3 protein-coding genes are annotated in these 2386 nt (G+C 53.1%); all 3 read left to right on the forward strand.

Features of this window, described 5'->3' with window-relative positions; all coding sequences use genetic code 11:
• A partial coding sequence (locus APH44_RS28730; protein ID WP_156343820.1) for a DsbE family thiol:disulfide interchange protein occupies positions 1-514 on the forward strand: 514 nt, incomplete at its 5' end.
• Positions 511-984 carry a cytochrome c-type biogenesis protein gene (locus APH44_RS28735; RefSeq protein WP_012080655.1) on the forward strand — a complete coding sequence of 158 codons (474 nt, stop codon included), beginning with the start codon at positions 511-513 and terminating at the stop codon, positions 982-984. The genes APH44_RS28730 and APH44_RS28735, both read left to right, overlap by 4 nt.
• Positions 977-2188: a c-type cytochrome biogenesis protein CcmI gene (gene ccmI, locus APH44_RS28740; RefSeq protein ID WP_012080656.1), complete on the forward strand. Its 1212-nt coding sequence runs from the start codon at positions 977-979 to the stop codon at positions 2186-2188. The genes APH44_RS28735 and ccmI overlap by 8 nt, the downstream gene beginning before the upstream one ends.
• Positions 2189-2386: the final 198 nt, after the last annotated feature.

Below are 2386 nucleotides of genomic sequence, written 5' to 3' on the forward strand. Positions count from 1 at the left end.
ACCGCTGGTGCTTTTTCTTGGCATGGCAGCATTTCTCTGTAAAGGGTTGTACCTCGATCCCTCGGCGTTGCCCTCAGCGTTGATTGACAAGCCGTTCCCCAATTTCTCCCTGCAATCCGTGCAAGACAATAGGTCCCTGACCCGTGCCGATTTGCTGGGCAAACCGGCGCTGGTAAACGTTTGGGGTACCTGGTGCGTCGCTTGTCGGGCAGAACACCCAGTGCTGAACAAACTGGCCCAGCAGGGGGTGGTGATTCATGGAGTCAATTACAAAGACGTTAATTTCGATGCTCTGAACTGGCTGAAGGATTTTCACGACCCTTATCAGCTGAATATTCGCGATGAAGCCGGCAGCCTCGGATTGAATCTGGGCGTGTACGGCGCGCCGGAAACCTTCCTGGTCGACAGTAAGGGCATCATTCGCTACAAGCACGTCGGCGTTATAGATGAGACGGTGTGGCGTGAACAGCTTGCAGATCTTTATCAAGGTCTGGTGCAGGAGGGCACGCAATGAGCCGGTTTCTATGTGGAACTCTCTTAGTGTTGTGTTCCGCTAGTGCCGCCCAAGCTGCCATCGATGCTTACGCGTTCAAGGATGAGGTCGAACGCGCCCGGTACACCGAGTTGACCCGGGAACTGCGTTGTCCGAAATGTCAGAACCAGGATATCGCAGACTCCAATGCCCCCATCGCCGCCGATCTGCGAAAAGAGATCTTTCGCATGCTCGATGAAGGTCAGAGTAATCAGCAGATCATCGACTTCATGGTCGATCGCTATGGCGAATTCGTGCGCTACAAACCTGAGCTGAACAGCCACACCTGGTTGCTCTGGTTTGGGCCTGGCGGTTTGTTGTTGGGCGGTGTGTGGGTGATTTACTTGATCGTTGCACGTCATCGTGGTCGGCATGGCGATGATGTTGAGGTGTTTTCTGACCAAGAGCGTCAACGGCTCCTCCTCCTATTGGGTAAAGAATCTAATGATTGATTTCTGGCTATGGGTCGGCCTGCTGTTGCTGGTTGCCCTCAGTTTCGTGCTAATCCCTGTGTTGTTTGTACGTCGTGCCCAAAGCGAAGAAGATCGCACCGCTTTTTACGTGGCGCTGTATCAGGAACGCCTGGCGGAGCTACAGCTTCAGCAAGGGGACGGAGTGATGTCTCCTGCGCAAAAAAACAGTGCCCGCTCTGAGGCGGACCGCGAATTGCTGGCGGACACCGAAGGAGCTGGCCTCGAACGTTTTTCGACTACAGGCAAGCCGCTACCAGTATTCGTGGCTTTCTTGATACCGGCGCTGGGGCTCGCGCTGTACCTGCATTTTGGCGCCAGCGACAAAGTCGAGCTGGTTCGTGAGTTCGCCCAGCCTCCCGGTTCACTCGCGCAAATGAACGACCGTCTGGAACGCGCGGTTAACGCCCAACCGGAGTCAGCTGAGAACGCTTATAACCTGGCCCAAAACTACATGGCTCAAGGGAGGCCCGACGATGCCGCTAGAATGTTCGAACGAACGGTGTCACTGGCCGGTCGCCGACCGGAGTTATTAGGCGAGTGGGCTAAAGCATTGTATTTCTCTAACAACAAAATGTGGTCTCCGCCAATCAAGGCGCTGACAGATGAAGCTTTAAATGGAAATCCGGGTGAGCTCCAGAGCTTGAGTCTCATAGGTCTGGCTGCGTTTGAAGAGCATCGTTACCAAGATGCTTTAAAATATTGGCATCACGCATTAGCAGAGATGGGTTCCGACCATCCGTCACACGCTGCTTTAGTACAGGCCATTGGAAAGGCAAGAAACGGTCTTTCAGCGGATGAAAAAAACAACAATTTGACGATTAACCATGTTGCTGGCTTGCCACCAACACCGCTCAAGGTACGGGTGGACATTTCCCCGGAAATTTTCGAAAAGGTCGCTTTGGATGACAGTGTGTTCGTTTTCGTACAGACGCTATCGGGCTCCAAGGTACCTCTCGCTACCATACGACTTAAGGTCTCAAGTCTGCCGGCCGAGGTGGAGTTTTCAGGCGCTGATGCAATAGTTACCAGCAACACCTTATCGCAGACAGCCGCGATTCAAGTGACTGCTAGGGTCTCTAGGGGAGGGAAGAGTAGGTCGGGGGAATGGTTGGGCCGAAGCTCGACGACATTAAATTCGAAGAGCGCTAGGCTGAAGCTTACGATCAACCTTCCGGATATCTGATCGACTGCACCGCAAAGTGCTGTTGCCAGGTACTGTAAAATAGAAGAGTGAGCACTTGATTTGCTGGTGCTTTCAAACAACGGTGTTGTTTTTTTAACAGCCGAACTGGAAAGGGAGGCTGAGCTGCTCAGTGATCACTTTATCCGTTGGCTGATTTACGCCGGCATGTTCGCTACAGGCACTGAACGACAACGCAGA

The sequence above is a fragment of the Pseudomonas sp. NBRC 111143 genome, assembly GCF_001320965.1.
Lineage (GTDB): Bacteria > Pseudomonadota > Gammaproteobacteria > Pseudomonadales > Pseudomonadaceae > Aquipseudomonas > Aquipseudomonas machongensis.

What these genes read in the sequence shown, in the direction of transcription:
- APH44_RS28735 (WP_012080655.1), top strand. Translation starts at nt 511, where the DNA reads ATGAGCCGGTTTCTATGTGGAACTCTCTTAGTGTTGTGTTCCGCTAGT.
- ccmI (WP_012080656.1), top strand. Translation starts at nt 977, where the DNA reads ATGATTGATTTCTGGCTATGGGTCGGCCTGCTGTTGCTGGTTGCCCTC.